Annotated in this window: 33 protein-coding genes; 16 read left to right on the forward strand and 17 right to left on the reverse strand. The window is 53.6% G+C overall.

What is annotated here, in order from left to right:
- Position 1 precedes the first annotated feature (1 nt).
- The 7 genes from ACZ5TN_RS00570 to ACZ5TN_RS00600 form a co-directional block, all read right to left on the reverse strand.
- Positions 2 to 250: a PDGLE domain-containing protein gene (locus tag ACZ5TN_RS00570; protein WP_464916846.1), complete on the reverse strand. Its 249-nt coding sequence runs from the start codon at positions 248 to 250 to the stop codon at positions 2 to 4.
- Positions 247 to 861 carry an energy-coupling factor ABC transporter permease gene (locus tag ACZ5TN_RS00575; RefSeq protein ID WP_464916847.1) on the reverse strand — a complete coding sequence of 205 codons (615 nt, stop codon included), beginning with the start codon at positions 859 to 861 and terminating at the stop codon, positions 247 to 249. Before ACZ5TN_RS00575 ends, ACZ5TN_RS00570 begins: the two co-directional genes overlap by 4 nt.
- A gap of 155 nt (positions 862 to 1,016) precedes the next feature.
- Positions 1,017 to 1,820 carry a proteasome assembly chaperone family protein gene (locus ACZ5TN_RS00580; protein WP_011250053.1) on the reverse strand — a complete coding sequence of 268 codons (804 nt, stop codon included), beginning with the start codon at positions 1,818 to 1,820 and terminating at the stop codon, positions 1,017 to 1,019.
- 2 nt (positions 1,821 to 1,822) lie between these two features.
- A complete protein-coding gene (locus ACZ5TN_RS00585) occupies positions 1,823 to 2,002 on the reverse strand; it encodes an RNA-protein complex protein Nop10 (protein ID WP_011250052.1) in 180 nt (59 codons plus the stop codon).
- The gene (locus tag ACZ5TN_RS00590; RefSeq protein WP_011250051.1) at positions 2,002 to 2,829 is read right to left on the reverse strand and encodes a translation initiation factor IF-2 subunit alpha; all 828 of its coding nucleotides are present in this window, start codon (positions 2,827 to 2,829) and stop codon (positions 2,002 to 2,004) included. Before ACZ5TN_RS00590 ends, ACZ5TN_RS00585 begins: the two co-directional genes overlap by 1 nt.
- Positions 2,830 to 2,905: 76 nt before the next feature.
- Positions 2,906 to 3,103, reverse strand: coding sequence for a 30S ribosomal protein S27e (locus tag ACZ5TN_RS00595; protein ID WP_011250050.1), 198 nt, complete (start codon positions 3,101 to 3,103; stop codon positions 2,906 to 2,908).
- Between the two features lie 4 nt (positions 3,104 to 3,107).
- A complete protein-coding gene (locus ACZ5TN_RS00600; protein WP_011250049.1) occupies positions 3,108 to 3,392 on the reverse strand; it encodes a 50S ribosomal protein L44e in 285 nt (94 codons plus the stop codon).
- Between the two features lie 181 nt (positions 3,393 to 3,573).
- Here ACZ5TN_RS00600 and ACZ5TN_RS00605 point away from each other — a divergent pair, with 181 nt between their 5' ends.
- Positions 3,574 to 4,173 (forward strand): hypothetical protein, encoded by a 600-nt coding sequence (locus ACZ5TN_RS00605; protein ID WP_464916848.1) that lies wholly within the window; start codon positions 3,574 to 3,576, stop codon positions 4,171 to 4,173.
- Positions 4,174 to 4,176: 3 nt separating this feature from the next.
- Here ACZ5TN_RS00605 and ACZ5TN_RS00610 read toward each other — a convergent pair whose 3' ends face one another.
- Together ACZ5TN_RS00610 and ACZ5TN_RS00615 are read right to left on the reverse strand one after the other, a co-directional pair.
- On the reverse strand, positions 4,177 to 4,758 hold the full coding sequence (locus ACZ5TN_RS00610) for a LysO family transporter (RefSeq protein WP_464916849.1): 582 nt from the start codon (positions 4,756 to 4,758) through the stop codon (positions 4,177 to 4,179).
- Positions 4,755 to 4,994 carry a hypothetical protein gene (locus tag ACZ5TN_RS00615; RefSeq protein ID WP_054840044.1) on the reverse strand — a complete coding sequence of 80 codons (240 nt, stop codon included), beginning with the start codon at positions 4,992 to 4,994 and terminating at the stop codon, positions 4,755 to 4,757. The genes ACZ5TN_RS00610 and ACZ5TN_RS00615 overlap by 4 nt, the downstream gene beginning before the upstream one ends.
- Before the next feature lie 217 nt (positions 4,995 to 5,211).
- Between ACZ5TN_RS00615 and ACZ5TN_RS00620 the strand changes: the two genes are divergently transcribed.
- The gene (locus ACZ5TN_RS00620; protein ID WP_464917418.1) at positions 5,212 to 6,411 is read left to right on the forward strand and encodes an aminotransferase class I/II-fold pyridoxal phosphate-dependent enzyme; all 1,200 of its coding nucleotides are present in this window, start codon (positions 5,212 to 5,214) and stop codon (positions 6,409 to 6,411) included.
- Positions 6,412 to 6,428: 17 nt separating this feature from the next.
- Here the strand turns inward: ACZ5TN_RS00620 and ACZ5TN_RS00625 are convergent, their stop codons facing one another.
- Both ACZ5TN_RS00625 and ACZ5TN_RS00630 read right to left on the reverse strand, forming a co-directional pair.
- The gene (locus tag ACZ5TN_RS00625; RefSeq protein WP_464916850.1) at positions 6,429 to 6,632 is read right to left on the reverse strand and encodes a MoaD/ThiS family protein; all 204 of its coding nucleotides are present in this window, start codon (positions 6,630 to 6,632) and stop codon (positions 6,429 to 6,431) included.
- Between the two features lie 47 nt (positions 6,633 to 6,679).
- On the reverse strand, positions 6,680 to 7,591 hold the full coding sequence (locus ACZ5TN_RS00630) for a hypothetical protein (RefSeq protein WP_464917419.1): 912 nt from the start codon (positions 7,589 to 7,591) through the stop codon (positions 6,680 to 6,682).
- 83 nt (positions 7,592 to 7,674) lie between these two features.
- Here ACZ5TN_RS00630 and topA point away from each other — a divergent pair, with 83 nt between their 5' ends.
- Positions 7,675 to 11,364 (forward strand): DNA topoisomerase I, encoded by a 3,690-nt coding sequence (gene topA / locus ACZ5TN_RS00635; protein ID WP_464916851.1) that lies wholly within the window; start codon positions 7,675 to 7,677, stop codon positions 11,362 to 11,364.
- A 1-nt stretch (position 11,365) separates the two neighbouring features.
- Here the strand turns inward: topA and ACZ5TN_RS00640 are convergent, their stop codons facing one another.
- Positions 11,366 to 11,734 (reverse strand): hypothetical protein, encoded by a 369-nt coding sequence (locus ACZ5TN_RS00640; RefSeq protein WP_464916852.1) that lies wholly within the window; start codon positions 11,732 to 11,734, stop codon positions 11,366 to 11,368.
- A gap of 91 nt (positions 11,735 to 11,825) precedes the next feature.
- On the opposite strand from ACZ5TN_RS00640, the gene ACZ5TN_RS00645 reads away from it, so the two are divergent.
- Positions 11,826 to 12,629, forward strand: coding sequence for a hypothetical protein (locus tag ACZ5TN_RS00645; RefSeq protein ID WP_464916853.1), 804 nt, complete (start codon positions 11,826 to 11,828; stop codon positions 12,627 to 12,629).
- Here ACZ5TN_RS00645 and ACZ5TN_RS00650 read toward each other — a convergent pair.
- Genes ACZ5TN_RS00650 through surR form a run of 3 tightly spaced genes read right to left on the reverse strand, consistent with a single transcriptional unit; the run spans position 12,613 to position 14,694 of the window.
- Positions 12,613 to 13,800 carry a geranylgeranyl reductase family protein gene (locus ACZ5TN_RS00650; protein ID WP_464916854.1) on the reverse strand — a complete coding sequence of 396 codons (1,188 nt, stop codon included), beginning with the start codon at positions 13,798 to 13,800 and terminating at the stop codon, positions 12,613 to 12,615. The genes ACZ5TN_RS00645 and ACZ5TN_RS00650 overlap by 17 nt on opposite strands.
- Positions 13,797 to 14,000 carry a DUF362 domain-containing protein gene (locus ACZ5TN_RS00655; protein ID WP_464916855.1) on the reverse strand — a complete coding sequence of 68 codons (204 nt, stop codon included), beginning with the start codon at positions 13,998 to 14,000 and terminating at the stop codon, positions 13,797 to 13,799. Before ACZ5TN_RS00655 ends, ACZ5TN_RS00650 begins: the two co-directional genes overlap by 4 nt.
- Complete coding sequence (gene surR, locus ACZ5TN_RS00660) at positions 13,984 to 14,694, reverse strand: sulfur metabolism transcriptional regulator SurR (RefSeq protein ID WP_011250037.1); 711 nt, start codon at positions 14,692 to 14,694, stop codon at positions 13,984 to 13,986. Before surR ends, ACZ5TN_RS00655 begins: the two co-directional genes overlap by 17 nt.
- A gap of 134 nt (positions 14,695 to 14,828) precedes the next feature.
- On the opposite strand from surR, the gene pdo reads away from it, so the two are divergent.
- The 12 genes from pdo to ACZ5TN_RS00720 all read left to right on the forward strand — a co-directional run bounded on the left by pdo (position 14,829) and on the right by ACZ5TN_RS00720 (position 26,299).
- Positions 14,829 to 15,509 (forward strand): protein disulfide oxidoreductase, encoded by a 681-nt coding sequence (pdo, locus tag ACZ5TN_RS00665; RefSeq protein WP_464916856.1) that lies wholly within the window; start codon positions 14,829 to 14,831, stop codon positions 15,507 to 15,509.
- A gap of 198 nt (positions 15,510 to 15,707) precedes the next feature.
- Entirely contained in the window at positions 15,708 to 15,956 is a 249-nt protein-coding gene (locus tag ACZ5TN_RS00670) for a DNA-directed RNA polymerase subunit H (protein ID WP_011250035.1), read from the forward strand.
- Positions 15,957 to 15,973: 17 nt separating this feature from the next.
- Complete coding sequence (locus ACZ5TN_RS00675; protein ID WP_011250034.1) at positions 15,974 to 19,345, forward strand: DNA-directed RNA polymerase subunit B; 3,372 nt, start codon at positions 15,974 to 15,976, stop codon at positions 19,343 to 19,345.
- A 5-nt stretch (positions 19,346 to 19,350) separates the two neighbouring features.
- Positions 19,351 to 22,071, forward strand: coding sequence for a DNA-directed RNA polymerase subunit A' (locus tag ACZ5TN_RS00680; protein ID WP_011250033.1), 2,721 nt, complete (start codon positions 19,351 to 19,353; stop codon positions 22,069 to 22,071).
- A 1-nt stretch (position 22,072) separates the two neighbouring features.
- Entirely contained in the window at positions 22,073 to 23,248 is a 1,176-nt protein-coding gene (rpoA2, locus tag ACZ5TN_RS00685) for a DNA-directed RNA polymerase subunit A'' (RefSeq protein ID WP_464917420.1), read from the forward strand.
- 13 nt (positions 23,249 to 23,261) lie between these two features.
- A complete protein-coding gene (locus tag ACZ5TN_RS00690) occupies positions 23,262 to 23,570 on the forward strand; it encodes a 50S ribosomal protein L30e (RefSeq protein WP_011250031.1) in 309 nt (102 codons plus the stop codon).
- Positions 23,570 to 24,007, forward strand: a complete 438-nt coding sequence (locus ACZ5TN_RS00695) for a NusA-like transcription termination signal-binding factor (RefSeq protein WP_011250030.1) — start codon at positions 23,570 to 23,572, stop codon at positions 24,005 to 24,007. The genes ACZ5TN_RS00690 and ACZ5TN_RS00695 overlap by 1 nt, the downstream gene beginning before the upstream one ends.
- Positions 24,008 to 24,017: 10 nt before the next feature.
- Complete coding sequence (locus ACZ5TN_RS00700) at positions 24,018 to 24,461, forward strand: 30S ribosomal protein S12 (RefSeq protein ID WP_011250029.1); 444 nt, start codon at positions 24,018 to 24,020, stop codon at positions 24,459 to 24,461.
- Between the two features lie 5 nt (positions 24,462 to 24,466).
- Positions 24,467 to 25,114 (forward strand): 30S ribosomal protein S7, encoded by a 648-nt coding sequence (gene rpsG, locus ACZ5TN_RS00705; RefSeq protein ID WP_464916857.1) that lies wholly within the window; start codon positions 24,467 to 24,469, stop codon positions 25,112 to 25,114.
- 110 nt (positions 25,115 to 25,224) lie between these two features.
- On the forward strand, positions 25,225 to 25,470 hold the full coding sequence (locus ACZ5TN_RS00710) for an AbrB/MazE/SpoVT family DNA-binding domain-containing protein (RefSeq protein ID WP_464916858.1): 246 nt from the start codon (positions 25,225 to 25,227) through the stop codon (positions 25,468 to 25,470).
- Positions 25,458 to 25,856 carry a PIN domain-containing protein gene (locus ACZ5TN_RS00715; RefSeq protein WP_464916859.1) on the forward strand — a complete coding sequence of 133 codons (399 nt, stop codon included), beginning with the start codon at positions 25,458 to 25,460 and terminating at the stop codon, positions 25,854 to 25,856. Before ACZ5TN_RS00710 ends, ACZ5TN_RS00715 begins: the two co-directional genes overlap by 13 nt.
- A 50-nt stretch (positions 25,857 to 25,906) precedes the next feature.
- Entirely contained in the window at positions 25,907 to 26,299 is a 393-nt protein-coding gene (locus ACZ5TN_RS00720) for a DUF3783 domain-containing protein (protein ID WP_464916860.1), read from the forward strand.
- Here ACZ5TN_RS00720 and ACZ5TN_RS00725 read toward each other — a convergent pair.
- Positions 26,296 to 26,601 carry a nucleotidyltransferase domain-containing protein gene (locus tag ACZ5TN_RS00725; RefSeq protein WP_464916861.1) on the reverse strand — a complete coding sequence of 102 codons (306 nt, stop codon included), beginning with the start codon at positions 26,599 to 26,601 and terminating at the stop codon, positions 26,296 to 26,298. The genes ACZ5TN_RS00720 and ACZ5TN_RS00725 overlap by 4 nt on opposite strands.
- Positions 26,576 to 26,989, reverse strand: coding sequence for a HEPN domain-containing protein (locus ACZ5TN_RS00730; protein ID WP_054840031.1), 414 nt, complete (start codon positions 26,987 to 26,989; stop codon positions 26,576 to 26,578). Before ACZ5TN_RS00730 ends, ACZ5TN_RS00725 begins: the two co-directional genes overlap by 26 nt.
- Positions 26,990 to 26,995: the final 6 nt, after the last annotated feature.

Genomic DNA, 26,995 nt, shown 5'->3' on the forward strand with positions numbered 1-26,995 from the left:
CTCAGACACCCTTCAGGGCTCTGCTCAGCGTGTAGGCCACTCCAAAGGTTAGGGCTATTCCGAGGAGTCCCATCGCGAAGCTCTGCCCCCACGTTTCGCCGTAGTCAAGCGGTGCCTCATAAACAGGCTTTTCTTCGAGTCTGACCTTCTCCATCGTCGCCTCAAGGCCGTCGGGATTGCTTGATGCCAGGGGCAAGACAATGGCCAGCACGACGGCTATTATCAGGAGACCCTTCACAACTGCCCTCATGCCGGCACCCCCTCTATCTCGGGAAGCCTCGCCCTGACACTGTAAACTATCAGGGTGGTGAGGGCTGCCTCACCAATTCCGATGAGGGCGTGGTAGCCGACCATCAGGGAGAGAACCTTTGTGAAGGGCAGGCTGTGGCTGAGGCCTATTTCGACCGACGCCAGCGCCGCACCGAGCACAACGGAGAGCCAGGCGGCGAGTCCCATCGCAAAGCCCTCGTGGATGCTCTTGAGCCTGCTGTAAACCCAGTAGCCGATGAAGGCCCCGATGAGTCCCATGTTGAGGATGTTGGCACCTATCGCGGTTATTCCGCCGTCGCCGAAGAGGAGAGTCTGGATGAGGAGGACTGATGTCATGACAATCACTGCCGCGTAGGGGCCGAGGAGAACCGCCACCAGCGTTGCACCGAGCAGATGTCCGCTGACCCCGCCGATTATCGGGAAGTTAACCATCTGCGCCGCGAATATTCCAGCCGCGAAGAGCCCGAGGAGCGGGATTTTCTCTTCTGGCATTTCCTTCAGCTTTCTGGAAGAGTACGCAACAGCCAGTATCGTTATCGCGTACGTCACCACTATCACGGGCGTGCTTAACAGTCCGTCAGGAATGTGCAACTGGGACACCTCCTATTCTAATCGTGCTATCATTATCAAAAAAAGTAGCATCAAATAAAAGCGTTTTTAAAACCGCGTATTACCAACCAAAGGTTTGAAACTGGTGTAAACACCAAGGAAAAAGCAAGAATTTGGGAAAACAGAAGAGGCGGAGTTCAGAGGTAGCCCCTGTCCTCCTCTTCCTGCGTTGACTGGGGCATTCCCTGCTCCAGCATCGCCCTCTGCATCTCCTGAACTTTCTGGAGTATCTCCTCCGTCTCCTTGGCGCGCTCTTCGAGGGCGGTCATGTCAACCTCGATGCCGAGTATCTTGGTTACTGCGCTCAGGACTGCCTTGGCGGCCTTCGGATCGACGATGTAGCCGAGGCTCTCACCGAGGAGGCTTACCCCGTACATCGAGCGGAGCTTGCCCATGCCGAGGAGAAGACCCGCGGCACCAACAATAGCTCCACCTTCGTCTTCTCTCCAGATGACCTCGACCGAACAGCCCTCAAGCTTCTTCTTGTAGTACTCGACGAGCTCTTCATGAGTTACCGCCGCCAGAACCCTCGGTTCGCCCTGGAGCTCAGGCACCTGGTAGCCGCCCATGGTTATTATTTCCCTGACGCCGAGCTCCTGAACGAGGTCGAGCATCTTTCCAACGACCTCATAGTGCCCGGGGCTGTCTGTTGGTGGAACCTGCTGGTCGCCGGTTATTATGATGAGGTCTCTGCCGTCCTCGTCGGGGTTAACCCAGTAGTAGAACTCGTTCTTCATCAGCTCGACTATCGAGCCCTTCTTGATGAGAACCTGGTGCATGAAGTGGGGTGAGTATAGCTCGGCGAACTTGACTGCTTCAAGCTCCTGGATGAGGTGGTCAGCCGCGAGCTTTCCAACGAGGCCTATCCCGGGAAGGCCCTCTATGAAGACTGGATCTCTAAGCTGGGGCCTCTCAAGCAGGTAAATCATCGTTTCCTTCATCTTCAAGACCTCCTACCAATACCGAGGAGTTCACGCTTGAGCCTCCGCCTGTACTCGCCGTACGGGTCTTCCGGCGAGAAGCGTGGGGGATGAGCTACCTTGGTCTCGCTTCCACAGACCGGGCAGACTTCCTTCAGCGTGTACCTCCCGCAGTTGGGGCACTTCCTTATCCTGAAGTGCATCAGGAACCCCTCTTCTTAACTTTCTTAATCCTCTTCTCCTTCCTTATCAGCGTCGCCTCTCCGCCCGCTTCCTTGATGACGCGGAGGATCTCCTCGGCTATGTCTTCCAGAACCTCCTCGGCCTTGTAGTAGTCTGGAGCGGTGATGTCGATCCTGTACCTCGGGGCGCCCTGGTAGGAGAACTTGACCTCGATGTCCTTCTCCTGGTTTGCCCTGTCGCGGGCCTTTATGAGCGCCTCCTTGATTATCTCGATGCCGTTGGGCTTCGGAACGGTTATCTCAAACTCCGCATCTATCGTGACCGTCGGAATCTCGACGTAGGCCTCGATTATCGGCTTTAGAGCCTCAATCCACTCGTCGCTGATGAGTCCCTTGAGGACGTCCATACCGTTCTGGGCCGCGTCCTCAAAGGCAGCATAAACCTCGCCGTACTCTTCCTCAAGCGGGACCCAGACCTCTCTCCAGGCCGTTTCAAAGTCCTTTCCGAGCTTTTCGGCAGCCATTTTGAGCAGGTTCTCTGCCTTCTGAGCCCTCTTGTACTCCTGAAGCTTCGCCTTCCTCTGCTGCTGGTTAACCCTCTTTAGGCTCAGGTCGATGTGTCCTTTCTCGGGGTCAACGCGGATGACCTTGGCGACTATCTTCTGTCCCTCTTTGAGGTAGTCCCTTATGTTCTTGACCCATGTGGGAGCGACCTCGCTTATGTGCATGAAGCCCTCCTTTCCAGGGTACTCGTCAAGCGTGAGAAAGGCTCCGTAAGGGTGAATGTTCTTAACGGTTGCAACCACAAACTCTCCTTCCTCTGGGTACTCTTTAGCCTTCCTTGGCATTTCAATCACCTCAAAGTTTTCTCTCCGAGAAGATTAACGAGAAGAGGTTTTAAAAGTTTGGTGAAAAGGAAAGGAATCACTCAAGAACCTCGAGAACCTTGGCCTTGATGATGCCCTTTCCGCCGGTCGGCTCGACGAGGGTGGCACCGCAGACCAGGCACCTGACGGGAGTGGCCGGGTGGCTGAAGACTATCTGCTCGTTGCCGCAGTCAATGCACTTAACGCGGAGGAACCTGCTCCTCGGCATCGGGATGAGGTTCTTCGGGAGGGCCATCGCATCACACCTCCACCAGTTCGAACTTCTTCACACGGAAGCCCTGTCCCCTGGTGTGGGCCTTTCCGCAGACGGTGCAGCGGAACCTGAGGTCGAGCTTCTTGACCGGCTTCTCCCTTCCAGCCGGGTTCGGCCTCGGGAAACCTGTGTAACCCTTGAGCTTTCTCCTGAACCTCCTCTGGCCCGCGCTCAGCTCGCTCCTCGGCCTCTTCTTGACCTTCTCGACCTTGTGAATGGTGTGTCTCTTACAAAACGGGCAGTACGTCCTTATCTGCTTCGGGTACTTCATTCCTCTCACCTCCGAGAGAGGCCCGGTGGGTTCCTACTTGTCTTCGGATACCCCCGAGCCATGAGGCATGATCGCCTGCAGGCATCGGTATGGGAAAGGCTTTAAAAAAGTTTTTCCGCGGGGAAAAGTTTAAATACAAAATGTTATTAAAACCTCCTGGAGAGCCGAAGGAGGTGAGACCATGAAGCTCGCCGAGGCAGTCACAAACGTGAAAGAAGTCGAAAAGAAGGCCGAAAAGGAATACAAGGCCCTTCTCAAAACCCTGAAGAGTCCAGAGTACGCTGACCTCAGAGTCCTCCTTCTGAGGATGACCGTTGACACCATTCTCCACAGGAGGCTCGCGGAGGCACTCGAGAAGGCGTACAAAGAGGCCATAGAGCTGATCGAAGAGTTCGGGTACGTTGACGTGCCCGAGACGCCCGAAACTGCCCCGGGGAACCAGGTGTCCAGCGGTCTCGTCCTGATACCGGGAATTCCGGCTGTTCAGGTTGCCCCCTACGGGCTCCTTGGAAGCAGAATCCCGCCTGAGGACGCCCTCGAAGAGCTGCTCAAGAACCTTCCAAATAACGTGGCGCTTCCACCCGAGAAGCTCAGGGAGATAAGGAACAAGCTAGAAAAGCTCAGGGCCCTCTGCGAGAAAATGAGTGAGAACTACAGAATCCTTGAGCAGAACGCGGTTCACCCGGTCGTACAGGCCTTTGCGGAGAGCGCGAGGAAGAACGAGGAGCAGCACAAAGTTGTTGTTGACGGGCTGTTGAAGAGGTATTCGGAGGAGAAATGAGCTTCAGAGGCTCAGGATAAACGACACCACGAACGGAACCACCGCCGTAAGGATGAAGCCGTGGACGAAGGCAACTAAGGCTGTTTCCCTTCCCCCGAATTTTGTTATTATCGGCAGGGTTGTGTCCATGGTCGTTGCCCCGCCCATGACAACGGCCTTCTCTGGAGATACCCACTTTATGACAACAGGGTACAGGATTATCGTCAGGATTTCCCTCAACAGGTTGCCCAAAAACCCGATAGCACCGTAGATTGCCGAGTACTGGGCTATCAGCGGGCCGGTTATTGAGTACCACCCGCACCCTGCACCTATTGCGAGTCCCCACTTCAGGTCTATTCCAAGCACCAACGCTCCAACAGCCCCACCAAGGAGAGATCCAAAAAGTGTCTCCGTCGGCAGGAGGAGGGACTTCTTTCCGAGTTTTTTCAGCTCCTCTGCGTTGAGGCTCATCCCCAGATCGACTCCTATGAGGAGTATAAGGAGATCGAGCATAACCTCGTAGGCGTTTCCAAAATCCGGACTGAAGAAATGTCCGACGAGCAGCCCGAGGATGAGAGAACCGAGCACAAGGTAGAGAAACCTCAAGTTCTCACCCCCAGAGCCAGCACCAAACTTCCGAGAATCGTTAGAACCGCGAATACGATGGAAGAAACGAGGAGCCACAGGGCACTGACTTTAACGGTTCCAGTTTTTACTCCCAGGAAGAATATCATCAGGAGGAGAGCAACGCTTATGGCCGTGTCAACTTTCACCCTTTTTCCTGTTCTCCTCAGGATGTAGCCAATTAACAGACCTCCAAGCAGAAATACGAAGATGTTCATGGTCTTGAAAAACTGACTGCCATTAATAAAATTATCGAAGGGCTCGGAGGGTGTTCACGTCATCATCTCCGGGTTCAGAATGCTTGCTACTCGTCATTGCCCATGGAAAGTCCAGCCCACACTTTAAAACCCTTCCTGAAAAACGTTCGATTCCAGAGTACCCAAAATCGTGCCAAGGTTTTTATGATGGACGTCTTAATGGTGGGTGGTGATTCACATGATCAAACCTTCCGAAAGGGCTATGGGCGTTGAGTACGCCATAAGGGATGTCGTCCTCCCGGCGAGGGAGCTTGAGAAAAAGGGCATCGAGGTAATCAGACTTAACATAGGCGACCCCGGGAAGTACGACTTCCAGCCGCCGGAACACATGCAGGAGGCTTACTGTAGGGCCATAAAAGAGGGTCACAACTACTACGGGCCGAGTGAAGGTCTCCCCGAGATGAGGGAGGCCGTCGTCCAGCGCGAGAAGAGGAAGAACGGCGTGGACATCACCCCCGATGACGTCCGCGTCACAACTGCCGTCACCGAGGCACTTCAGCTCCTCTTTGGCGCGCTTCTCGACCCTGGAGACAACATCCTCGTTCCAAGCCCAAGCTATCCGCCTTACACCGGCCTCGTCAAGTTCTACGGCGGAATTCCCAACGAGTACGATACAATTGAGGAGAACGGGTGGCAGCCGGACATTGACGACATGAGGAAGCGCATAAACGAGAGGACTAAAGCGATAGCCGTTATCAACCCTAACAACCCAACCGGAGCGCTATACGAGAAGAAGACCGTGAAAGAAATCCTTGATCTGGCCGGCGAGTACGACATACCCGTCATCAGCGACGAGATTTACGACCTCATGACCTACGAGGGGGAGCACGTCTCACCCGGCTCGCTCACAAAGGACGTCCCGGTTATAGTTATGAACGGCCTCTCCAAGGTCTACTTCGCCACTGGCTGGCGCCTGGGCTACTTCTACTACGTTGACCCTGAAAACAAGCTTGCCGAGGTCAGGGAGGCCGTTGACAAGCTCATGCGCATAAGGATATGCCCGAGCACTCCGGCCCAGTTCGCGGCCATAGCGGGTCTAACTGGCCCGATGGACTACTTGGAAGAGTACATGAAGAAGCTCAAGGAGAGGAGGGACTACATCTACAAGCGCCTGACGGAGATACCAGGAGTTAGCACCCAGAAGCCGCAGGGAGCCTTCTACATCTTCCCACGCATTGACGAGCGCTCCAAGTGGAAGAGTGACAAGGAGTTCGTCCTCGATGTCCTCCACGAGGCCCACGTCCTCTTCGTCCACGGTTCGGGCTTTGGAAGGGCCGGAAACTGGCACTTCCGCATAGTTTTCCTGCCGCCGGTTGAGATACTGGAGAAGGCAATGGACAGGTTCGAAGAGTTCATGAGAAAGAGGCTGGCGGAGTGATTTCTCCCTTCCCTTTTTCATCCGCCAGAGACGACGGGGATTACCTCGACGTAAGCACCGTCCTCTACCTTTTCTTCCTCCAGGGCAACCCTTCCGTTTACCCTCGCTATGGCGCTCTCGGTGTTGAAGCCCACAGCCCTGAGCACGTCAGCGACAGTAACCCCCTTCTGCCACTCCATCTCCTTTTCTATTCCCCTTCCAAGGACTTTGACCCTTATCATCTCTCACCACCGGTTCTGGCTTTGAACCTCGGAATAAAAGGGTTTCTCTAGTAGAAGAGGAGCGTCCTCCTGAAAACGTCCCTGTGGTTTCCAAAGGCCTCGAACATCGCCCCCGAGTAGCTTTCAACGGCTAGGTCGAGGAGCCTGTTCAGGTTCGAGTTTATCTCGTCGCTCATCGGCATGTAGAGCGGGGCCGGCTCGTAGTAGTCCATTCCCTTGAGGAGGGAAGTTGAGAAGTACCAGAGGGTCTTTTTGATCTTCCTGCCCCTCACTGGAGAAAAGCTCGCGTCCCCACCGCCAAAAGCCGCGTGAAGGACGATTATCTTCTCGATTTCCACGCCCCTTCTCAGTGCAATCCTCCTCTCGGAGCTCGATATGTCCACAATCCTGTATCCGCTCCTCGTGGTGTCCTGGTATTCCACCTTTATCCCATAGATCTCCTCTATCTTCGGGTCGTACACTAGGACGTCGGTGCCTCCTATGACGAAAATCCTCCCGTCCCTTACGTCCACAACGGTGTTTTCTGTGCTCAGGACTGGGAGGCCTTCGGAAAGGGCCAGGGCGGAAATCGTGCTCTTTCCGGTGTGGGGATACCCAACAAAGAGAACGGCTTTTCCGTTTTCGTTTATAACACTGACAGAATCCGTGATGAAAATTCTCCCCTTTCTCGCCCCAGCCCTCGCCGTTGCCTGGAGGAGGAAGAACACGGGGGCCTCGTTTTTGTACGCCTGCGGGACGGCGGATTCGAGCTTGTAGTAGTCCCTTGAATTGACATCGTAGAGAGAACTGAAGACCCTGAACTTCTCGCCCTTGAAGCGTTCGATGATTACGTTTGGGCGTGCATCACCACGCAGAACATCCGGAAGATAGCGCCTGGCAAAGGTTGTCCGAAAGCCGTCCTCAAAACCGTCGTCAAGCTCCCCCTCGAAGAGTACTCCAACTCCCCCGACGCTGATCATCGCCATCGTTCATCATCTATGGTGCAGGGTTATAAATCATTCGGAGAATTTTTATACCTCACGGCTAACTCCCGGAGAGGCCTATGGTCACGCTCATCATAGCCGAGAAGCCCAACGTCGCTAGGAAGATAGCCTATGCTTTAGCTGAAGGAAAGCCCGTGAGAAAGACAATTGGCAAGGTTAGCTATTACGAGTTCACGCGGGACGGAAAGAAGGTTATAGTGGCCCCGGCCGTGGGACACCTTTTCTCCCTTGCTCCAAAAACCAAGACCTACGGTTACCCGGTTTTCGATATCGAATGGGTCCCCGTCTATGTTGCTGAAAAGGGGAAGAGCTACGCTAAGGACTACATTAAAGCCCTTGCAACCCTCGCGAAGCAGGCAGATGAGTTCGTCGTTGCCTGTGATTATGATACTGAGGGTGAAGTGATAGGCTACACAGCCCTGAAGTACGCCTGCGGCGTTGATCCATCAAAGGCGAAGCGCATGAAGTTCTCTGCCCTAACCAAAAAGGACCTCCTCAAGGCCTGGTACAACATGGAGCCGACGATAAACTTCGGGATGGCCGATGCTGGAATAGCCCGCCACGTCCTCGACTGGTACTGGGGCGTTAACCTTTCGAGGGCTTTAACTTCCGCCATAAAGCGCGCGAGCGGAAAGTGGATGGTTCTCTCGACCGGAAGGGTTCAGGGCCCGACCTTAAAGTTCCTCGTCGAGAGGGAGAAGGAGATACAGAACTTTGAGCCGAAGCCCTACTGGGTCATCAAGATGCTCCTCGAAAAGAACGGGGGACAGTATACAGCGGTCTATGAAAAGGAGAAGGTGTGGGACGAGGAAGAGGCCAAGAAGATAGTGGAAGAAGCCAAGAAGGGGCCAGCTTTCGTCGAGAAAGTTGAAGTAAAACAGCAGAACAGGAACCCGCCCGTTCCCTTCGATCTCGGAACCCTCCAGAGGGAGGCCTACTCTGCGTTCGGCTATTCCCCGAAGAAGACTCTAGACATCGCGCAGAAGCTGTACGAAAAGGGTTATTGCCTGCATCCAGATTCACTAATACCAACTCCCCAGGGGGTTAAGAGAATAAAGGAGCTTCCAGAGAAAGGAGAGGTCTTTGCGCTTGACTTTGACCTAAAACTCTCAAGGGCCAGATACAGACTCCTTGAAAGGGATGCGGATGAGCCGATGTACAAGGTTACCTTAAGTGACAGGACGGAGCTATACCTCACGGCGGATCATCCCGTCCTGGTATACCGGGATGACCAGTTGATCTTTGTCCCGGCAGAAGAACTGAGAGAGAATGATCAGGTCGTTCTTTTTATAAACAGAAGCGAGTACTCCCCAAGAACCGAATCTCCGACGCTCTTGGGCTTCCTTCTTGAAAATGCCACTTCAATGAAGGATTACATCCTCTATGACCCAGAATTTGGCGGCGTCCTGAGGAACAGAATAAAAGACGCCGGTTTAAAAACTGAGATTCTGTGGCGCTTCAGGATTAGGGAGCCGACCTATTACAAATACCTGAGGGGCAAGATGCCCGTTCCGATAGTTAGGTTCCTGCTGGAGGAGGGTGTTGTATCCATCGAAGAGCTGAGGGAAGTATTTAGGGGATTCTCCTACAGCACATCACTGACCCCTATTTCCTTTGAATTCAGCGAGGAGTTCTGGTACCTCTTTGGACTCGTGGCGGGAGACGGTCATCTCGCAAAGAAGGGAGCGATAACGATACCAGCAAAGGACAGAACTGAGGACACCGTGAAGGCTGTTAAAGAGATAGCGAACTCTCTTCAAGTTCCTTTTGCCTTTGACGAAAAGTACAAGATGATAATCCTTCGTAGCAAGTCGCTAACGAGGCTTTTCGAATTGCTCGGTTGTCCATATGGCAATAAGACCGAAATCTTCAGGATCCCAGGAGAGATAATGGCTAAGCCAGAGTGGATGGCGGCGTTTCTGGCCGGTTATTACGATGCAGACGGCCACATAGGAACGAAACCAACCGGTGGGAAGAAATCTCATTCTCCGCAGATAGTTCTCACGTCCAAAAACCGCATGGCCATATATACTGTTAAACAGATGTGGCAGCTTCTTGGGGTCGGAACGTATCTGTGGGAAAAGAAAGACAGAAACGGGAACTTCATGGCCTACGAGCTTAAGGTATACTCCCGCGATGCTTGGAGGTTCTATGAAGTGATGAAAAATCACCTCCGGATCAAAAGAAAGGATTTGGAACACGTAAAGGAAGTTGCCATTAGGAAAAGAAAAGCGTACTCGCACCACTACAGCGTTCTTAACGTCAAAAGCTGGGAAGGAAAGATAAAATCCAGCAACGTTCTTTGGAAAAAGTTCGATATGTCTAACCAAACCGCACACGGCAGAGGAATAAGCCTCGACAAGCTCCAGCGGATAGTGGACTATCTCACGGACACTGATCTGCGCAGAATAGCAATGGGCGATGTGTACGTTCTTGGTATAAGATCCATTGAGAAATTCCACTACCGCGGTAAGGTGTACGACCTCGTAGTTGATCAATATCACAACTTCATTGCCAACGGCGTTGTGGTTCACAACTGCTCTTATCCAAGAACTTCCTCCCAAAAGCTCCCCAAGAACCTGAACTTCCGATCGATAATCCAGAATTTAGCCAAGCTTCCGGAATACAAGCCCTTCGCCCACGAGCTTTTGGGTAAGGAAAGTCTCAAGCCGGTTGAGGGCAAGAAGGACGACCCAGCCCATCCGGCCATATACCCAACGGGCGAGCTCCCGAAGCCCGGCGAGCTGACCAAGGACGAGGGGAACCTCTACGACCTCATAGTGAGACGCTTCCTGGCGCTATTCATGGAGCCAGCCGTAAGGGAGACCATGAAGGTGGTAATAAACTCCAACAACCACCGCTTCATCTTGAGCGGTGCAAGGACTCTCAAAGAGGGCTGGCTGAAGGTCTATGGAAAGTACGTCAAGTTCGACGATGTTATCCTCCCGGCCTTTAAGGAGGGTGAACCCGTAAAGGTCATCCAGATAAAGCGCGAGAAAAAGAAGACAAAGCCTCCAGCAAGATATTCTCCAGCGGCGGTCATAAAGAAGATGGAAGACCTTGGCATAGGCACAAAGGCCACCCGCGCTCAAATTCTCGAGACCCTTTACAGCAGAGGCTACATCGAGGGCAAGAAGAAGATCAAGGTGACGCCGCTCGGCATGAGGGTCGTTGAGGCTCTCGAAAAGAACGTACCGGATATAGTCAGCGTCGAGCTTACCCGTGCCTTTGAGGAGAAGATGGAGGAGATAATGGCGGGAAAAGCGGACAAAGACCAGGTCATCGAGGAGAGCAAGGAGCAGCTGATAAAGATACTCCAGGTCTTCAAGGAAAAGGAGCTGGATATCGGTAAAATGCTCCTCGAGAGCACTGGAACCGGTGTAACTACGAGCAAAGAGGCCGCAAAGAAAACGGGGGCGGTTAAAGATGCCAACGACGAAGAAAAATCTGACGGCAAGGCTGGGGAGGGAACTACTCCAAAAGCCGAGAGGAAGCCCCTCGTCGTGGGCAAGTGCCCAAAGTGCGGCGGCGATCTGGTCATCCGCTACAACAGAAAGACTGGGAAGAGGTTCGTCGGCTGTTCCAACTGGCCAAAGTGTGATGTCACATATCCAATCCTCCAGCGCGGGCAGGTTATTCCGACTGGAAAGACCTGCTGCAACGGTGCACCAGTCGTTAAGATACGTGAGAAGGGCAGGGAGTACGAGATATGCCTCGATATGAACTGCAAGGACTGGAAAAAGAAATGAACTAAAGCGCCGCCAGCAAGGAGATTCCGAGGAGGAGCTTGAAGAGCCACAGCACTATGACTTCGATTATTATGGCCATTAAGAAAGCCAGTGTAGCCCTGAGCCAATCCGTGTCAAACACGACCTTTATCACCCAGATGTAGGCTATTATCCCAAGTATCCAACCGAGCACTGGGATTATGAACAGGATCCCTGCCAGGATTCCACCGCCAACGACGGCCACTATTGACTTCCCAAGGCTCGCTTTTTTGATCCCTGCTAGCTCTGCACCGAGGTACAGAACGAAGCCCGCTATGACCAGTGCGATGAGTAGGGCTATTAAACCCGCTATCCCGATTGCCAGCAATCCAAGACCGAGTGCTCCGTGCATGGTACCACCTCTTTACTTTTGGAATCTTGGACATTAAACCTTTGTGGCCTCAAAGGGAAAACGTTTATCTGGAGAAGCGCTACTTACAAACATGCTAGATGAGGAACGTACTGCCAGAACGTTGCTGGAAAACTCTAAGAGTGTTCTAAATGAACTTAAAACCCGGGTTTCCGAGAACAACGTTACACTAGCCTTCCTACTGGACATCCAGTCACTCTTCGTTCTTGGACTCGGAGATGCCAGTCTCTACGCTTTCGCATTAAACATGGACGACGTCGTTGAGGAATCCTACAAGATCTTTCGCGAAGGGTATTCCCTGCTGAAGAAGAACGGCCTCTTAGTGAGCAACCCTGATCTTGATCTTCAGTTAGGTACTCTGAAAAATTTGGATGTCGAGCGCGGCTTTTCACTTGACAGACGGCTTTCAATGCTCGGAAGCCCAAAGGAGATGCAGGTGTGGGTGAACAGGATAATCAAGCTGCGTAATGCCCTTCACGGTGTTTTTCCGCGCGATCCCCTTAGGGAGCTTGGCTACGGAATGTCAAAGGATGACTGGAAGTTTCCACTCCTCTTGAAAGCCGTTAGGAGGATCTACGGGATGAATCCTCCGACAATCGAGGCCCTATCTAGACTTTTATACCTTGAGATGGAGCTTGGACTTGAACCCTCTAAACTGTCCTGTAGGGATGGTCTCTGTGAGGAGATTACATCCATTGGGGACGTTGAGAACTTCGAAGTGGTGAGTTCGGGCGATGTTGGGCTTTACTATCGCTTCAAAAACAAGAAACACCTGGACGCTCCCTGGGGAAGGCTCACGATGGGGGAGCCGGTTGAAATAATAGTGTTCTCAAAGGAAAAGAAGAAGGGATTCAGACTGGTTAAAGAAGCTCCTTGAGGAGGCTGAGCCTCCTCTTGCTCATCAGAACCTTCGGGTGCTTCAATAGGGCCTTGATGACCTCGGCGTAATCTCCGCTGGCTATCTTCTCGGCATCTGCACCGCTGAGGATCTGTATGAAGAGGTCGAGGTCCTCATCCGTGAGCTTCTCCGTAACGCGCCTGACCTTGAGAACCTTTTCGAGCCTCTTTCCGTCGGTCTCCCACCACTCCTTGGTGTAGTTCTGGAGGAGTGAGAGGTTCTCCTCTTCGAGGGCCTTGACAATCCACTTGCTAGCTATCGTCCCAGCCTCCATCGCCTCGGCCATTCCGCCGCCGTGCATCGGGTTTACCTGCCTCGCTGCATCTCCCACAACAACAACGTTGTCCTTGGCGAGCTCCTTGACGAAGCCGCCAACGGGGACGACTCCGACGTTTATCTCAAGGAGCTTCTTGGCGGGAATGTTGTTCTCCTTGAGCCACTTGTCGAGGTAGTATTTGGCTGTCTTTGGATTGTCCGAGTTGATGCCAATGCCGACGTTGGCCCTGTCCTCGTCCTTCGGGAAGACCCAGACGTAGCCCCTGGGAGCAACCTCGTTGCCGAACCAGAGGTGGATTAGGTCGGGGTCAAAGCCCTCTATGAGCATCTCGTACTCGTATGATGAGTCAAACTCGTGAGGTGGAGCATAGGTGTTTATTCCGGCTTTCCTCGCTATGGTGCTCTCAACGCCGTCGGCGGCAACTATTATATCGGCGTAAATCTCAACGGGCTCATCCTCGTGCTTGGCTTTGATTCCAACAACCTTGCCGTCCTTCTTTATGACATCGAGCGCCTCGGTCCTCGCGAGAACCTCTGCACCTGCTTTAGCCGCGTAATAAGCCAGCATCTTGTCGAAGACCTTTCTCTCAAGGATCACTCCGCTGACTTCCTTGTAGCGCATTTCGAGCTCGTAGCCGCTCGGGGAGTAGAGCTTAGCACCGTAAATCTCGCGGTTGATGAAGCGCTTGTCGTAGGGGATGTCGTACTTGTCGAAGACCTTGATGCTTATTCCCTCGGCGCACTGCTTTGGAGTGCCTATAGCCCACTTCTTATCGATGAGAAGAACGGAGAAACCAGCTTTAGCGACGTTTCTCGCAACTATGGGGCCAGCGATACCAGAACCGACCACAACGACGTCGTACTTCCAGGTCATTCGCTCACCTCCAGGGGTTCAGCGCTCAGGGCTCCAACGGGGCAGGCGTTGATGCATATCCTGCAGCTTATGCACTTGTCTTGAAGGAACTCCCAGCCTGTTGAGTGCACCTCTATCGCGAGTGTCGGGCAGACACCGGCACAACCGCCGCAGAGATAGCATCTATCCTCGTTCACGACCACTTTAATCTTCTCCGGCATCGGTTTCACCGCCCAGCTTCGCCTTCAGCCTCTCCTCATCAATCTCAATTACGCCGTCTTTTATTCTTAACGGTACGAATCTGTCCAGCTCTTCGGCCTTCTGCAGGACTTCCCTCTCTTTCAGGTTGAGCCTGTCGGAGAGCTCATCTACCGTCGCCCTTCCATTCAGAAGAACGTAGTGGAGAATCGCCAGCTGGGTCATGTCGCCGATCTCATTAAGGTAAGTGTCCTTTATCGTTTTCATGAGTTCGTCCCTTCTGCTTTCGATAGCCCTAAGGGCTTCAAGAACTTTCTCAAGCTCTTTGGTTACCCTCATAAACAGCTCTACCATCTCAAGAAGGCTCTCGGGATTCTCCTTCAGAAGGTCGAGATTTATTTCCACTTCTCCACTCCTCTCGTCACCGAGGTCAAGGCCGCGGTACCAGAAGATGTTTGGCGTTATTGTGGCGACGTAAGTTTTGGCTATATCGATGTTATAGTACTTCCTCGCTGGTCCGAGAAACGGGCCTTCTTTTTCGTAGGACTTCAAAATCCCTTCGCGCTCCATGATTTTAAGGTGCTTTGCGACTGCCGTCGAGGAAACGCTCATCTTATTGCTGAGAAAGCTGAAGTAGCACTCAGTACAGGTGAGGTGGCTTAGTAAATCTCTCCTCACCTTGTTCCCCAGTATGTAAAAGATGTCTGGTTCAGACATGGCCAACACCTGCCCAAATCTGTGACGTAAGGTTTATATAGTGAACATTCAACCTTAGGTTGCAAACCTGGGGATTCCAGGCTGAAGATGGTTTCACACGGCTGGTTATAAACCTTTAGATGGAGGTGTTTGGTATGGGACTCATTAGCGATGCTGACAAGAAGGTAATTAAGGAGGAGTTCTTCTCAAAGATGACTAACCCGGTCAAGCTCATAGTATTCGTCGGGAAGGAGCACTGCCAGTACTGCGACCAGCTCAAGCAGCTCGTCCAGGAGCTTTCCGAGCTCACCGACAAGCTGAGCTACGAGGTCGTTGACTTCGACACTGAGGAGGGCAAGAAGCTGGCCGAGCAGTACAGGATCGACCGCGCTCCCGCCACTACCATAACCCAGGACGGCAAGGACATGGGCGTTCGCTTCTTCGGCCTTCCAGCAGGCCACGAGTTTGGCGCTTTCCTTGAGGACATCGTTGACGTCAGCAACGGCACAACCGACCTCGCTCCGGACACCAAGGAGGCAATCCACGGTGTTGATAAGGACGTCAGGATACTCGTCTTCGTTACTCCGACCTGCCCGTACTGCCCGCTCGCAGTTAGGATGGCCCACAAGTTCGCCATCGAGAACACCCTTGCCGGAAAGGGCAAGATACTCGGGGACATGGTCGAGGCGATAGAGTACCCCGAGTGGGCCGACCAGTACAGCGTCATGGCCGTCCCGAAGATAGTCATTCAGGTGGACGGCGAGGACAAGGTTCAGTTTGAGGGAGCTTATCCCGAGAAGATGTTCCTTGAGAAGCTCCTCGCTGCCCTCGAGTGATTTCTTCCCTTTATATCTTCCCTTATGTACACTTTAGTCCATCATGGGACTCAAAACGGCCTTACAAGGGTTCTTAAACTTTGCGCAACCGATATAAACCTCTTTCATCCAGATACCACTCGAAAAGCTTATATATAGGAAGTCTCAGGTGGGGGGTAGTGAATCGTTCTGTAAAAAACGTTAAGGGGGCAATTCTCGGTGGCGGCGAAAAAAGAGTTTAACATATTCGATCACGTGTTAGTTCCCGAGCATAGAATCCTCAGCGAAGAGGAGAAAGAGGAGCTTCTCAAGAAGTACAGGATAAGGATATCCCAGCTCCCGCAGATAAAGGCCTCTGATCCTGCCGTCGTTGCTCTCGGCGCAAAGCCTGGCGACGTTATTGAGATCAAAAGAAAGAGTCCCACGGCGGGCTATTATTACTACTACCGCCTTGTTGTGGAGGACTGATTTTGGGGTGAGACGTTATGAGCAGGGGAGTTACCGTAACCGAGCCCACTCTAACTCCTGATGAGCTCTGGCTTGTTATGGAGTCCTACTGGAAGGAGAAGGGATTCGTCAGGCAGCATCTTGACTCGTACAACGCTTTCATCGATCACGGCCTTCAGGATGTTGTAAACGAGTTCGGGGAAGTCGTTCCAGACATACCGAACTTCAAGGTCAAGTTCGGGAAGATCCGCATAGGACAGCCCGAGTTCCAGGAGGCCCAGGGCCAGAGGAGACCCCTCTACCCGATGGACGCCAGGATAAGGAACTTGACATATTCCGCCCCGCTCTACCTTGAGATGATACCCGTCGTGAACGGGATTGAGCAGGAGCCCGTCGAGGTCAGGATTGGAGAGCTCCCGATAATGCTCAAGTCCAAGGCCTGCAGGCTCTACGGCCTGAGCGACGAGGAACTCATCAAGCTCGGCGAGGACCCGAAGGACCCTGGAGGATACTTCATCATCAACGGTTCTGAGAGGGTTATAGTTTCTATTGAAGACCTCGCCCCGAACAAGACCCTCGTTGAGAGGGATGAGAGGCAGAACAAGGTTGTTGCCAAGGTCTTCTCGTACAGACACGGTTACAGAGCGCTCATTACCGTTGAAAGAAAGAAGGACGGCATTCTCTACGTTACGATACCCAACGTTCCAAAGCCTGTCAAGTTCGTCTATGTGATGCGCGCCCTCGGTCTCCTCACAGATAAGGAGATAGTCGAGGCAGTCAGCGACGACCCGAGGATACAGCAGGTACTCTTTGACAACCTCGAGGACGCGAGCGACATAAGCACCCAGGAGGAGGCCCTCGACTACATCGGCAGGCTCGCCCTCCCAGGACAACCCAAGGAGTACAGGCTCAGGAGGGCCGAGCACATCATAGACAACAACCTTCTCCCCCATATGGGTGTTGATCCCGAAAACAGGCGCGCCAAAGCCTACTATCTCGGCATGATGGCCCTCAAGGTTCTCGAACTTTCACTTGGTCTCCGCGGTGAAGACGATAAGGACCACTACGCCAACAAGAGGCTCAAGCTGGCTGGAGACCTCCTCAAAGACCTCTTCCGCGTCGCCTTTGGTCAGCTCGTCAAGGACATGCAGTACCAGATGACCAAGACCTACCAGAGGAAGGGCGAGAGGTACACCTTTGAGAACATCCAGCGCTTTGTCAGGAACTCCATAAGGCCCGACGTCCTGAGCGAGAGGATTGAACACGCATTGGCTACCGGCTCCTGGCCGGGCGGAAGGACGGGTGTCAGCCAGCTCCTCGACAGGACCAACTACATGTCAACCCTCTCACACCTCAGGCGCGTTACCTCCCCGCTCAGCAGGGATCAGCCACACTTCGAGGCCCGTGACCTTCACGGAACCCACTGGGGTAGAATCTGTCCGACAGAGACTCCAGAAGGTCCGAACTGTGGTCTCGTTAAGAACCTTGCCCTCATGTCCCAGATAACCACAGGAATTCCCGAGAGGGAAGTTAGGGAATACCTAATGAAGATGGGCGTAGTCCCCATAGAGGAGAGAAGGCCCGCTCCTGGCCTGTATCGCGTTTACCTTAACGGTGTCCTTATTGGAACTGTTGAAGACGGCAGAAAGCTTGTTGAGAGGATAAGGGCCGATAGAAGGGCTGGAAAGATAAGCGACGTCATCAACGTTGCCCTCTACGAGGACGAGGAAGTCAAGGAAGTCTACATAAACAGCGATGACGGTAGGGTGAGGAGGCCTCTCATCGTCGTCGAGAACGGAAAGCCAAAGCTCACGAGGGAGCACGTTGAGGGCATAAAGAACGGCACCCTTACCTGGAGCGACCTCATCAGAATGGGCGTCATCGAGTACTTGGATGCGGAGGAAGAGGAGAACGCCTACGTGGCAACGTGGCCGTGGGAAGTGACTGAGGAGCACACCCACCTCGAGCTCATGCCCGCTGCCATCCTCGGTATCCCCGCTTCACTCGTCCCGTATCCAGAGCACAACGCCGCCCCGCGTAACACCTACGGAGCAGGTATGGCCAAGCAGAGCCTCGGTCTCGGCTGGGCCAACTTCAGGATCAGAGTTGATACCCGCGGTCACCTCATGCACTACCCGCAGGTTCCGCTCGTCAACTCGAGGATAATGAAGGCCGTTGGATTCGAGGACAGGCCCGCTGGTCAGAACTTCGTGGTGGCTGTCCTCAGCTACCACGGATACAACATGGAGGATGCCGTCATCATTAACAAGGCCTCGATAGAGCGCGGACTGGCGAGGTCAACCTTCTTCAGAACCTACGAGGCCGAAGAAAAGCGCTATCTCGGTGGTCAGAAGGACAACTTCGAGGTTCCGTCACCGAACATCCAGGGATATCTCGGCGAGAAGTACTACCGCCACCTCGACGAGGACGGTCTCATCTTCCCCGAGTCAAAGGTCGAGGGTAAGGACGTCCTCGTTGGAAGGACTTCCCCGCCGAGGTTCATTGAGGAGCAGAGCAGCCTCGGCTCAATGGTTCTCCAGGGAAGGAGAGAAACGAGCGTCACCGTCAGGCCGAGCGAGAAGGGTGTGGTTGACAAGGTCATAGTCACCGAGACCGGCGACGGAACGAAGCTGGTCAAGGTCACCGTGAGAGACCTCCGCATCCCGGAGCTGGGTGACAAGTTCGCATCAAGGCACGGTCAGAAGGGTGTCATAGGTCTCATCGTCCCGCAGGAGGACATGCCCTGGACCGAGAGCGGAATCGTTCCAGACCTCATCGTCAACCCGCACGGTATCCCGAGCCGTATGACCGTCGGACAGCTGATTGAGGCCATAGGTGGAAAGGTAGCTTCACTAACGGGCAGGCGCGTTGACGGTACTGCCTTCATCGGAGAGCCTGAGGAGAAGCTCAGGAAGGAACTTGAGGAGCTCGGCTTCAAGCACAGCGGAAGAGAAATTATGTACGACGGCATAACCGGAAGAAGACTTGAGGCGGACATCTTCATCGGCGTCATCTACTACCAGAGGCTCCACCACATGGTAGCGGACAAGATGCACGCGCGCTCACGCGGTCCGGTTCAGGTTCTCACCAAGCAGCCGACAGAGGGAAGGGCCAGGGAAGGCGGTCTCAGGTTCGGTGAGATGGAGCGTGACGTCCTCATCGGCCACGGCGCTGCCATGCTGCTCATCGAGCGTCTTCTTGAGGAAAGCGACAAGACAGAGGTCTGGGTCTGTGAGAGCTGTGGACACCTCGCACTAGAGGACAAGCGCAGAGGAAAAGTCTACTGCCCTGTCTGTGGTGAGGACGAGAGGATAAGCAAGGTCGAGATGAGCTACGCCTTCAAACTGTTGCTGGATGAGCTGAAGGCGATGGTTATTAGGCCGTCCCTCAGGCTGAAGGATAGGGTGTGAGAGCCATGCAGTCGATGAAAAAGGTCATCGGGAGTATTGAGTTCGGTATCCTCTCACCTCAGGAAATCAGAAAGATGAGTGCCGCCGAGATAACCGTTCCGGATACCTACGACGATGACGGTTACCCAATAGAAGGCGGACTGATGGACAAGAGGCTCGGTGTCATAGACCCCGGTCTCCGCTGTGAGACATGTGGAGCAAGGGCAGGTGAGTGTCCGGGTCACTTCGGCCACATTGAGCTCGCAAGACCGGTTATTCACGTCGGCTTTGCCAAGACCATCCATCGCGTCCTGGAGAGCACGTGCCGCGAGTGCGGAAGGATAAAGCTCACCGACGAGGAGATAGAGGAGTACATGCAGAAGTTCGAGGTAATGGGCGACAGGAAAGGGGCCGTTGACAAGCTCATCAAGGAGATTCACAAGAAGGCCAAGGAGAGAATGGTCTGCCCGCACTGTGGAGCACCGCAGTTCCCCATCAAGTTCGAGAGGCCGACTATCTACTGGGAGCTCAGGAAGGACGAGGAGGGCAACGAGTACAAGCACAGGATGATGCCGAGCGAGGTCCGCGATAGGCTCGAGAAGATACCCGACAAGGACCTGCCTCTCCTCGGACTCCACCCCGAGAAGTCCAGGCCCGAATGGATGGTTCTCACCGTCCTTCCAGTCCCGCCCGTTACTATGAGGCCCTCAATCACGCTCGAAAGCGGCATCCGCGCCGAGGACGACCTCACCCACAAGCTCGTCGACATCATCCGTATCAACAACCGCCTCAAGTCCAACATCGAGGCAGGAGCACCGCAGCTGATTATCGAAGACCTCTGGGACCTCCTCCAGTACCACGTCACTACCTACATCAACAACGAGACCTCTGGCGTTCCACCTGCGAAGCACAAGAGCGGAAGGCCGCTTAAGACCCTCGCCCAGCGTCTCAAGGGTAAGGAGGGTCGCTTCCGTGGAAACCTCAGCGGTAAGCGTGTCAACTTCTCCGCCCGTACAGTCATCAGTCCCGACCCGATGATAAGCATCAACGAGGTCGGCGTCCCGCTCGCGGTCGCCATGGAGCTCACCGTCCCCGAGAAGGTCACCGAGTTCAACTACGAAAAGCTCAAGCAGAGGGTTCTCAACGGGCCCGAGAAGTATCCTGGTGCCAACTACGTTATTGATCCTGAGGGAAGGAGAATTCGCCTGATGGAGAGCAACCGCGAGCTTATAGCGGAGAAGCTCGACATCGGTTGGACCGTTGAGAGACACCTTGAGGACGGTGACGTTGTCCTCTTCAACCGTCAGCCATCGCTCCACAGGATGTCCATCATGGCCCACCGCGTCAGGGTAATGCCATACAGGACCTTCCGCCTCAACCTGCCAGTCTGTCCGCCGTACAACGCTGACTTCGACGGTGACGAGATGAACCTCCACGTCCCGCAGACTGAGGAGGCGCAGGCAGAGGCCAAGATACTCATGGAAGTTCAGAACCACATCATTTCCCCGAGGTACGGTGGTCCGCTCATCGCGGGAATTCAGGACCACATCTCTGGAGGCTACCTCCTCACCAGGGAGGGCGCCTACTTCACCCGCTATGAGGTCGAGCAGATGCTCATGTTCGCGGGCATGGACGTTAACGAACTGCCCGAACCTGACAAGTACGAGAACGGTGAGCCGCTCTGGAGCGGAAAGACGATATTCTCTCTCCTCCTTCCGGACGACCTGACGATCTGGTACAGGAACAAGCTCTGCGACGAGCCTGAAAGGTGTGAGGCCCTTGAAAAACTCATCGAGGAGAAGCTCATCCCCGACCCGGAGGAAGTGAGAAAGCTCGCCTACGACGGTTTCGTCTACATTCAGAACGGAAAGCTCCTGAGCGGAGCGGTAGACAAGAAGGCCTACGGAAGGGAGGATGGAAAGCTCCTCGACATCATAGTCAGGGAGTACGGCGTCGAGAGGGCCAGGCAGTTCCTCGACCAGGTTACCAAGCTGACCATCTGGGTAATCACCCACAAGGGCTTCACCACTGCAATTGACGACGAAGACCTTCCGCAGGAAGCAATAGACAGGATACACGAGATTATCCGCGAGGCGGAGGAGAAGGTCCAAAGACTCATAGAGGCCTACAAGAGGGGAGAGCTTGAGCCTCTGCCAGGTAAAACCCTTGAGGAGACCCTTGAGAGCAAGATTATGGCAGTCCTCGCCGAGGCCCGTGACAACGCCGGTAAGGTCGCCGAGCGCTACCTCGGTATGAATAACCACGCGGTTATCATGGCCAAGACCGGAGCTAGGGGTAAGATACTCAACATTACCCAGATGGCGGCAATGCTCGGTCAGCAGTCCATTCGTGGAAAGCGTCTCTACCGCGGCTACCGCGGAAGAGTTCTCACTCACTTCAAGCCAGGTGACCTCGGTGCTAGGGCAAGGGGATTCGTCACGAACTCATATAAGAGCGGTCTAACACCGCAGGAGTACTTCTTCCACGCCATGGGTGGTAGGGAAGGTCTCGTTGATACTGCAGTTAGAACTGCCCAGAGCGGTTACATGCAGAGGAGGCTCATAAACGCCCTCCAGGACCTCAAGGTGGACTACGACGGAACGGTGAGGGACCCAACGGGAATCATCGTTCAGTTTAAGTACGGTGAGGACGGCGTTGACCCGATGAAGAGCTGGCAGGGCAAGACCGTTGATGTTGATAGGGTCATCGTGAGAACCCTGCTTAAGATGAGGGGAGGAGGTGAGTGAAATGGTCGCAGAGAAGACCATCAAGAGCATGGTCAGCAAGGCAGAGCTCCCGGACAACATCAAGGAAGAGCTCTACGCTAAGCTTATCGAGTATAACGAGAAGTACAAGCTCAAGAAGGACGAGATTCAGGCGATAATAGACGAGACAGTCAGGGAATACCAGAAAGCCCTCATAGAACCAGGAGAGGCCGTCGGAACGGTGGCGGCCCAGTCCATAGGTGAGCCTTCGACCCAGATGACCCTCAACACCTTCCACTACGCGGGTGTCGCTGAGATCAACGTTACCCTCGGTCTCCCGAGAATCATCGAGATTGTTGATGCCAGAAAGAACCCTTCAACGCCGATCATGACCGTTTACCTTGACGAGGAGCACCGCTACGACAGGGACAAGGCCCTTGAGGTCGCCAGGAGGATTGAGGGAACGACCCTTGAGAACCTGGCCAGGGAGGAGACGATAGACATACTCAACATGGAGTACGTGGTCGAGATCGACCCCGAGAGGCTGGAGAAGGCCGGCCTCGACATGGAGAAGGTTGTAAGGAAGCTCACTGGCTCATTCAAGAGCGCTGAGTTTGAGGCTGAGGGTTACACCCTCATCGTGAGGCCCAAGAAGGTAACGAAGCTCTCCGACCTGAGAAAGATTGCCGAAAAGGTTAAAAAGCACCGCCTTAAGGGTCTCTCTGGCGTTGGGAAGACCATCATAAGGAAGGAAGGCGACGAGTACGTGATATACACCGAGGGCTCGAACTTCAAGCAGGTCCTCAAGGTTCCGGGCGTTGACCCAACGAGGACGAGGACCAACAATATCTGGGAGATCGCAGAAGTGCTCGGCATTGAGGCTGCCAGAAACGCCATCATAGACGAAATCGTCAGCACGATGCGCGAGCAGGGTCTCGAGGTTGATGTCAGGCACATCATGCTCGTCGCCGATATGATGACGCTCGACGGCGTCATAAGACCAATCGGTAGGCACGGTATAGTTGGTGAGAAGGCGAGCGTCCTTGCCAGGGCCGCCTTCGAGATAACCACCCAGCACCTGTTTGCCGCGGCTGAGAGGGGAGAGGTGGATCCTCTCAACGGTGTGGTTGAGAACGTCCTCATAGGCCAGCCCGTGCCAGTTGGTACGGGAATCGTCAAGCTGGCCATGAGTCTCCCCCTGAGACCGAAAAGGGAGTAGGGAGGTGTAGTGAATGGTTGACTTCGCTTTCGAACTGAGGAAAGTCCAGGACACTGGGAAGATAGTTATGGGTGCCAAGAAGTCCATCCACTTGGCAAAGGTCGGTGGGGCCAAGCTGATAATAGTGGCAAGAAACGCCAGGCCGGACATCAAGGAGGACATCTACTACTACGCCAAGCTCAGCGGAATTCCGGTTTACGAGTTCGAGGGCACGAGCGTCGAGCTCGGAACTCTCCTCGGTAGGCCTCACACCGTTTCGGCCCTCGCTGTGATCGATCCGGGCGAGAGCAAGATACTCGCCCTCGCTGGGGGTAAGGAGTGATGCCACTCAAGCTCAACACTGATCAGATCAAGTACATAGCACTCTTCGAGAGCATGACGGGAGCCACAGTGCTCGACTGCCTCATAGACACGAACAGGAACAGGCTCATATACGTCATCAAGAAGGGTGAGATGGGCCTCGCCCTCGGGAAGAAGGGAGCCAACGTCAAGAGAGTCCAGGGCATGCTCGGGAAGGAGATAGAGCTCATCGAGCACTCCGAGAACCCCGAAGAGTTCCTGAGGAACATTTATAAGAGCCTTGGAGTTAAGGTTAAAAAGGTCCACATCACCGAAAAGAGGGATGGTAAGAAGGTCGCCCTCCTCGATGTCGGCCCGCGCGACAAGCCGAGGGCCATAGGAAGGGGCGGCCAGAACATCAACCTCGTTAAGGAGTTGATGGAGAGACACCACGGCATTGAGGATGTCGTGATAATCTGAGGTGATGATCATGGCTGGTAAGAAGGCCCCGTATGGAGAGTTCGCTGGAAGGAAGCTCAAACTTAAGAGAAAGAAGTTCCGCTGGAGCGACATCCGCTACAAGAGGAGAGTCCTCCGCCTTAAGGAGAAGAGCGATCCGCTCGAAGGTGCTCCGCAGGCTAGGGGTATCGTCCTTGAGAAGATAGCAGTCGAGGCTAAGCAGCCCAACTCGGCTATGCGTAAGGCAGTTAGGGTTCAGCTCATTAAGAACGGTAAGGTCGTTACCGCCTTCACCCCGGGTGACGGTGCTATCAACCACATCGATGAGCACGACGAGGTCATCATAGAGGGCATCGGTGGTCCAAAGGGTGGTTCCATGGGTGATATTCCGGGAATCAGGTACAAGGTCGTCAAGGTCAACAGGGTCTCCCTCAAGGAGCTCGTCAAGGGAAGGAAGGAGAAGCCGAGGAGGTGAAGTGAATGGCCAAGCCGCTTACCGAGAGGTTCTTCATCCCGAAGGAAGTCAAGGTCATGGGCAGGTGGAGCGTTGAGGACGTTACCGTCGAAGATCCATCACTCAAGCCCTACATCAACCTTGACGCCAGGATTCTCCCCCACAGCCACGGAAGGTACGCCAAGAAGCCCTTTGGAAAGGCCAACGTCCACATCGTTGAGCGCCTGATCAACAAGGTCATGAGGAGCGGTGCCAGCCACTACAAGGCCGGCGGTCACTTCATGAGGCGTGAGCACCGCTCGATAATGAGCAAGAAGATGAAGGCCTACGAGGTCGTCAAGGAGGCCTTCATGATCATCGAGAGGAGAACCAAGCAGAACCCGATCCAGGTTCTCGTCAAGGCCATCGAGAACTCCGCCCCGAGGGAGGACACTACAACCATCGCCTTCGGTGGAATCCGCTACCACATGTCCGTTGACGTCTCCCCGCTCAGGAGGCTCGACATAGCCCTCAAGAACATCGCCCTTGGCGCCAGCATAAAGTGCTACAGGAACAAGACCACCTACGCCCAGGCCCTCGCCGAGGAAATCATCGCTGCCGCCAACAGGGACCCGAAGAGCTTCGCCTACAGCAAGAAGGAAGAGATCGAGAGGATCGCCCAGTCCTCACGCTGAGGGCTGGAGGCTTTCTATTCTCCCCTTGTTTGTGCCTTTTCTACATCTAGCCTATCGCTCTGGGAAATGTTTTTATGGCCCAGAGGTAAAACTATTCTGGTGAAAGTAAGATGGTTACTGTAAAAGTTTCCTCAAAGGGCCAGATAGTTTTACCCAAATCCATCCGCGAGAAGCTGGGCATCAACCCGGGAGACGAGGTTGAGGTGCTAGACTTTGGCGATGAGATTGTTATAGTGCCCGTGAAAAAGAACGTTGACCTTATGGGGATTCTAAAGTTTGACAAGCCCCTCAAGGATGTCATGAGGGAAGTGAGGGAGGAGGAACGGGAACTGGAGGCCAGAAAATGGAGAGAGTAGTGCTCGACAGCTACGCTGTCCTTGCCTATCTTCTTCACGAAAGGGGTGCAGAGAAGATCAGGGACATGTTCAAAGAAGCTGAGAACGGTAAGCTGGAGCTCTATATGAACGTCGTCAATCTTGGCGAGGTCTACTACATAATAGCCAGAAGGAAAGACCTCAACACTGCGGACTTTATAGTTGCAAACCTGAAGAGGATGCCCATACTCTTCGTTCCCGTTGATGAAAGGCTCTCGCTCATTGCAGGTAGAATAAAAGCCTTCCACAGGTTCAGCTACGCCGATGCATTCGCCGTTGCAACGGCTATAGATCTTAACGCCACGTTGGTAACGGGCGATGAGGAGTTCAAGGCCGTCGAGGACAAGGTGAGGATAGAGTGGCTTTAGCATTTCCAAACGCTTTTTAAGTCTCAAAACTGAGTCCCACTGGTGGTAAGATGATATTCCTGATAGGGTTCTCTGAGGATGAGGTAAACCTAATCAGAGAGACCTTTAACGGTGTCCCCGTCTACGAGATACCGAGCTACTGCCGCGATTGGGTTCTTAAGGAGATAGTGGAGAAAGCGGACTCGCTCAAAGGAAGTGGGAACTGGCACGAGAGGAAGTTCTTCCTCATGCACGATTTAAGCAACGACGAAGTCAAGGAAGCGCTGGGAAAGATGAAGTCCCTCGGCTTTAGGGGAGTTATCTACGCGACGACAACGCCGACATCCCTCACGATGAAGCTCGATGAACTGATAGAGGAGTGGCTTGAGGAAGATGCCTACTTCCGCCAGCTCAGGAGGATGAAGAGGGGGCCGTACTTGGATATTGGAGGGGGAACTGGTTAAATCTCAAGAGGTATACCTTCGGCTTTTACCGTTTTTATAAAGCTGTCGTTTCTCTTTTTGAATTCATCCGGCTTGAGGAGTACTGGGCTTATTAGTTCTCCGTATCTGAGGAGCACATCCGTTACCAGCTCAATCACCTCGTCAAAATCAATTTCCCCAACTATCAGGACATCAATGTCGCTCTCCTCATCGTAATCTCCCCTAGCATAGGAACCGAATAGAAAGACCTCCTCTATTGAGCTTCCAAATCGTTCCTTTAAACGCCTTAAAAACTCGTTAAGGGCCTGGGCTTTCTTGTCCATTTTTGATCTCCTCCAGAACACTTTTAATTCTCTCCAAGAAACGTTCGGCGGTCTCAACTACGTTTTCCGCTTCCTCGTGAGTTGGTTCGTAATAGACATCGTAGTCAGCTTTTGATCTGAGCGAGAATGCGTAGGTAAGGTATTTTGCATAAGTCCTTTCAATAAAACCACTATCAACAAAGTGAAGGCCAAACATCCTGATAACTCCAGAATGCTTCCGCGGGTTAATTCCTTTCAGGAGAAGTAGGGCTTTAGCAGCATGGAACATTGAGTAGTATGCTCTGCTTATGGAATCTCTGAGCTTTCCGTTTTCCAGTAAGAGGTATGCCGAGGAGAGTTCTTCCTCTGCGATTTTGATATGTTTCTCAATCTCTTCTGAAATGTCCATAATGCT

It is taken from the genome of Thermococcus sp. JCM 11816 (genome assembly GCF_055396515.1).